At 70.9% G+C, this 5,197-nt stretch carries 4 protein-coding genes; all 4 read left to right on the top strand.

Translation table 11 applies throughout. The annotated features are described in order from the left end of the window. Positions 1 to 4 precede the first annotated feature (4 nt). The 4 genes from glmS to A7A76_RS09225 all read left to right on the top strand — a co-directional run bounded on the left by glmS (position 5) and on the right by A7A76_RS09225 (position 4,925). A complete protein-coding gene (gene glmS / locus A7A76_RS09210) occupies positions 5 to 1,837 on the top strand; it encodes a glutamine--fructose-6-phosphate transaminase (isomerizing) (protein ID WP_206410929.1) in 1,833 nt (610 codons plus the stop codon). A 336-nt stretch (positions 1,838 to 2,173) separates the two neighbouring features. After that, positions 2,174 to 2,866, top strand: a complete 693-nt coding sequence (locus tag A7A76_RS09215; RefSeq protein WP_206410926.1) for a hypothetical protein — start codon at positions 2,174 to 2,176, stop codon at positions 2,864 to 2,866. A 143-nt stretch (positions 2,867 to 3,009) separates the two neighbouring features. After that, positions 3,010 to 3,897 (top strand): hypothetical protein, encoded by an 888-nt coding sequence (locus A7A76_RS09220; RefSeq protein WP_206410927.1) that lies wholly within the window; start codon positions 3,010 to 3,012, stop codon positions 3,895 to 3,897. 170 nt (positions 3,898 to 4,067) lie between these two features. Next, positions 4,068 to 4,925 carry an NmrA family NAD(P)-binding protein gene (locus A7A76_RS09225; protein ID WP_206410928.1) on the top strand — a complete coding sequence of 286 codons (858 nt, stop codon included), beginning with the start codon at positions 4,068 to 4,070 and terminating at the stop codon, positions 4,923 to 4,925. Positions 4,926 to 5,197 lie beyond the last annotated feature (272 nt).

Consider the following 5,197-nt stretch of genomic DNA (forward strand, 5'->3'; position numbering starts at 1 on the left):
CAGCATGTGCGGAATCGTAGGCGCGATCGCCGATCGCGATGTGGTGCCGGTCCTGATCGACGGCTTGAAGCGGTTGGAATACCGCGGTTACGACTCGGCCGGCATTGCCGTGTTCGACGGCGCGCAGCTGCGCCGGGTGCGCCGGACCGGGCGCGTGGCGGAGATGGAGGCGGCGGCGCAGTCCGAGGCGTTCAGCGCGCAGGTCGGCATCGGCCACACCCGCTGGGCCACGCACGGCGGAGTCACCGAAGCCAACGCGCACCCGCACATCAGCTTCGGCGAACTGGCGGTGGTGCACAACGGCATCATCGAAAACCACGACGAGCAGCGCGAGCGCCTGCGCGCGGCCGGGTATGCGTTCGAATCGCAGACCGACACCGAAGTGATCGCCCACCTGATCCATTCTTATCTGAAGCAGGGCCACGACCTGCTCGCGGCGGTGCAGTCGGCGGTGCGCGAGCTGGTCGGCGCGTATGCGATCGCGGTGGTGAGCCTCAACGAGCCGGGCCGCCTGATCGCCGCGCGCATGGGCTGCCCGCTGCTGGTCGGCCTGGGCGAGGGCGAGAACTTCGTCGCCAGCGACGTGTCGGCGATCGTGCAGGCCACGCGCCGGGTGATCTTCCTGGAAGAGGGCGACACCGCCGAGGTCACCCGCGCCGCGGTGCGGGTGTTCGATGCGGACGGCGCGCCGATCGAGCGCGACGTGCATTTGTCGGACGTGTCGCTGGCCTCGCTGGAGCTGGGCCCGTACCGGCACTTCATGCAGAAGGAGATCCACGAGCAGCCGCGCGCGATCGCCGACACCATCGAGGCGGTGATGGACAACAACGGCTTCAGCGCGTCGCTGTTCGGCGCGAAGGCCGAAGAAGTCTTCGCCGGCGTCGAGGGCGTGCAGATCCTGGCCTGCGGCACCAGCTATTACGCCGGCCTGACCGCGCGTTACTGGATCGAGGCCATCGCCGGGCTGCCGTGCAAGGTCGAGATCGCCAGCGAATACCGTTATCGCGCCGCGGTGGCGAACCCGAAGCAGCTGATCGTGACGATTTCGCAATCCGGCGAAACGCTGGACACGATGGAAGCGCTGAAGTACGCCAAATCGCTGGGCCACGACAAGACCCTGTCGATCTGCAACGTGCCCGAGAGCGCGATCCCGCGCGCGAGCCAGCTGGTGTACTACACCCGCGCCGGCGCCGAGATCGGCGTGGCCTCGACCAAGGCCTTCACCACCCAGCTGGTGGCGCTGTTCACCCTGACCGCGACGTTGGCCAAGCTGCGCGGCGCGCTCAGCGACGCACAGGAGGCCGAATACCTCGACGCGCTGCGCCACCTGCCGGGCAGCGTGCAGCACGCGCTGAACCTGGAGCCGCAGGTGGCCGGCTGGGCCGAGCGTTTCGCGCCCAAGCACCACGCGCTGTTCCTGGGCCGCGGCGTGCATTACCCGATCGCGTTGGAAGGCGCGCTCAAGCTCAAGGAAATCTCCTACATCCACGCCGAGGCGTACCCGGCGGGCGAGCTCAAGCACGGCCCGCTGGCGCTGGTGGACGCGGCGATGCCGGTGGTGGTGATCGCGCCGAACGACAAGCTGCTGGAGAAGGTGAAGTCGAACATCCAGGAAGTGCGCGCGCGCGGCGGCGAGATGTTCGTGTTCGCCGACCTGGACAGCCACTTCGGCGAATCCGAGCAGGTGCACGTGATCCGCACCCCGCGCCACGTCGGCGTGCTGTCGCCGGTGGTGCATGCGATTCCGGTGCAGTTGCTGGCCTACCACGCGGCGCTGGCGCGCGGGACGGATGTGGACAAGCCGCGCAATCTGGCGAAAGCGGTGACGGTGGAATGAGCCGCGGCGGCGGAACCGGCTGAGCCGGTTCCGCCGCATCCAACGAGTGTCGCAAGGACGAAGGGCGAGGGAATCGCCGAGGGCAGGCAGATGGAACCGACTACGCGCAAGCGCCGCGCCGGCGTCGTTGGGATCGCGGCATTGCTGCTGCTCGCGGCGGGCCTGGTGGGGTGGTGGATGTGGGGCCGCGAACGGCCCGTCGAGCCGCGCGACGGCGCCGGCGCACCGGCCGCCGCCAAGGCCTCGACGTTCGCAGGCGCGTCCGCGCCGGCCGCCGCATCGCGCCAGGCGCCGCTGCCGCGAGGCCGCTTCCAGGACATCCGCGCCGAGCTGGAAGTGCGCGCCCGCGCCGGCGATGCGCAGGCCGCGTATCGCCTCGGCGAGGTGCTGGGCCGCTGCCGCAACTATCAGCCGATGCCCGGCGGCGAATTCGCCGAAATGCTCGCGCGCGCGACGGCCAAGGGCACGACGCAAGTGCGCATCGGCGGGCGCAGCTTGGACGACCCGCAGTTGCTCGATGCGGTGCTGTACTTCAAGGACAGGGCCGATGCGATCTGCGGCGACGTCGGCGACCTGTCGGCGTCGGCGCGCGCGGGCGATGCGCGCGCATGGCTGGAACTGGCGGCCGAGCGAGGCCATGCGCGGGCGATGGTCGATTACGGCGAATTCGCTTTCGAAGACCTGCCGTCCGACGGCGACCTGCTCGACCATGCCGCCGAGGTGGCGCGCCGGCGCGAGCTCGCCCGCGCCTACCTGCATCGCGCGTTCCAGGCGGGCGAACCCGAATCGCTGCTGGCGCTGGCCGTCGCGCACGGCAGCAAACCGTATCTGGGGCGGGACATGACCGAGGCATTGGCCTATTTCAAGGCGTATCGGGGCACCGAGGCGGGGCGCAGGATGCCGGCGGGCGTACATGGCTTCGTCGAACAACAACTGATCGCGTCGGGCGATGCGCCGCAGGCGGCCGAGACAGACCGTCGCGCGGCGCAGATCCTGCAGGCGTTCCGGCAGCGCAGGGCGCCGCGATGAGGGGCGCGGCGATAGCGGCGGCGCTGACTTGCGCGGGTCTGGCGGCGTTGGCGTGGTGGTACGCGCGTGGCGCGTCGGATCGCGTCGCGTCGATCCCCGCGCCGCTGACGACGCCGGCGACGGGTGCAAGCCCCGCCCCGCGCGTGGACGACGCCGCGACCCGGTTGCGTCAGCGCCTGTCCGCGCTGCCCAGGCAGTCGCCGGCGATGCTGGCCGAGTCCGAACGCCGCAACGCCGAGATGATGCAGCGCGATCCGTCGCTGCGCCGGCGGATGCTGCCGATCGACCGGATCTATCCCGAGCTGCTGGCGGCGGCGCAACAAGGCGATCTCGACGCCGCCGCGGTCCTGGGCCAGCGCTTGAACGGTTGCCTGCGCACGTTGCAGGAACAATCGCCGGCCAAGCTGCTGGAAATGCTCGACATCGTAATGGCGGACGAGGGAACCGATGCGGCTTCGCTCGCGCGCCAGGCCAGCGTGCAGCGGCAGTTCGCCCAGGATCTCGACCAGCACGATGCCTGCGCCCGCGTCGGCCAAACCGCGTTGGAGGAGGGCATGAGCTGGCTCGAGCGCGCCGGGCGCGGCGACGCCAAAGGCGCGCGCCTGGCCTATGTCAGCGCTTGGGCGCGGCAAAGCGGCGGCGACCGCGAGGCGCTGATCGCCGACATCGAGCGCATCGCGGCGCGCCGCACGCTGGCGCGCGAATGGCTGGAGCAGAGCCGCGCCGCGGGCGAGGAACAGGCGCTGGACCTGTACATCGACGCTTATGCCGGCCGCAACGGCCTGTACGCGCGCGATCCGTTGCAGGAACAGGCCTATCGTTACGTCCGCGATCTGGTGCAAGGACGGCGCAGCGGCGAATTCGACGCGCTGTGGGCCGACGGCCCGCAGCGCTACGGCACCGAGCTGACTTCCGCGCAATGGGACGCCGCCGAAGCGCAGGGACGTAGCCTGTTCAAGGCGCACTACCAAGCGCGTCCGGTCTGGTCTCACGGTCCGCCGCCGAAGCTGCCGCTGCTGCCGGGGCGGTAAGCGGCGAGACTCGCGTTTGCCGCCGCTGCGGGCTGCTGCCGCTGCGCAGCGGCGCGCGCACGGCCGCGCCGCGCGTACGCGCACGCTACGTTCTCTTCACCCGTCTGTGCCGCCGGCCTTACCGTGGCACGCCTAAGCTGACGCGCATCTTCGGCCGGACGGAGGCTCGCATGCATATCGTATTGGGCGGTACCGGACATGTCGGCTCCGCGCTGGCCCGCGAACTGATCGCGCGCGGCGAGCCGGTGACCGTGGTGACCCACGATCCGGACAAGCGCGGCGAGTGGGAAGCGCGCGGCGCGCGGGTGGCGGTGGCGGACGTGCGCGACAGCGCCGGCTTGCGCGAGGTGCTGCGCAGCGGTCGGCGCCTGTTCCTGCTCAATCCGCCGGCCGATCCGGCCAGCGACACCGATGCGGTCGAGAAGGCCGGCGTGGCCTCGATTCTGGCCGCGCTGGAAGGTTCGGGCCTGGAGAAGATCGTCGCCGAATCCACCTACGGCGCGCAGCCGCTGGAGCGCGCCGGCGACCTGGGCGTGCTGTACGCGATGGAACGGGCGCTGGAATCGCAGCCGATCCCGTGCAGCGTGATCCGCGCCGCGTACTACATGAGCAACTGGGACGCCGCGCTGAGCAGCGCGCGCGAACGCGGCGTGGTGACCAGCTTCCTGCCCGCGAACTTCCGCCTGCCGATGGTCGCGTCGCGCGACCTGGGCCGGGCCGCGGCCGAACTGATGACGGCGCCGGCCGTCGAATCGGTGGTGCGTTACGCCGAAGGGCCGCGGCGTTATTCGCCCGAGGACGTGGCGGCCTGCTACGCCAGCGCGCTGGGCCGGGACGTGCGGGTCGAGCAGGTGCCGCGCGAGCGTTGGGTCGAGGGCTTCCGCGAGCAAGGCTTTTCGCAGGCGGCGGCCGAATCGTATGCGGCGATGACCGCGGCGACCGTCGACGGCCTGGAACTGGCCCAGGATCCGTGGCGCGGGCCGACCACCTTGCGCGAGCACATCGACGGCCTGGTCGGGGCCGGATGAGCCGACCCCGCCGCCGGCGGCATGTTTCATTCTTGAAATGTCCTGAGCGCCGCGGCAGCGGCGTTTGATCGGGGGTGGCCGGCGCGCATCGCGCTGTCGATTCCGGCCACAGGGACGACCACAAGGACACGGACGCGGCGCCTTCGGCGCGGCGACGGCGAAGCTTTGCGCCGACAAGGGAGACATACATGCCGCTGGGACGCTTGCTCAACCTCAATCAGATCATCGCCGGCGTGCGTCCCGCGCCCGCGGCGCCGGCCGAGCCCGCCGCG

Source organism: Lysobacter enzymogenes, assembly GCF_017168095.1.
Lineage (GTDB): Bacteria > Pseudomonadota > Gammaproteobacteria > Xanthomonadales > Xanthomonadaceae > Lysobacter > Lysobacter enzymogenes_D.